General features: G+C 62.5%; 1 protein-coding gene. It reads right to left on the reverse strand.

The features are described from left to right. The coding region (locus AC1DY7_RS31510) for a Gfo/Idh/MocA family protein (protein ID WP_477497682.1) at window positions 1–349 on the reverse strand (349 nt) is incomplete at both ends.

The raw sequence follows: 349 nt of genomic DNA on the forward strand, positions 1-349 counted from the left end.
AGCTTGCGCGCCTCGGCGATCAGCCTGACCCAGGACGGATGATGGCGCAGGATATAGCCAATCACCAGTTTCCGGCCGTTAGCCTTTGCCGCCGCAACGACGCGCTTGGCGTCGGCCACCGTCGTCGCCAGCGGCTTTTCGACAAAGACATGGCAGCCGGCCTCGAACGCCTTCACCGCATAGTCGGCATGGCTGTCGGAATAGGTGGCGATGCAGGCCACGTCCGGCTTTTCATCGCGCAACGCGTCGTCGAAAGAGCGCCTTATGCCATAGCCCGACAGCCCTTCCGGCAGCGGCACGTCGGAACGGTTGATGAGTGCCGCGATCTCGAAGCCCGGATTGTTATGAT

The organism is Mycobacterium sp. P2_H7 (assembly GCF_056403275.1).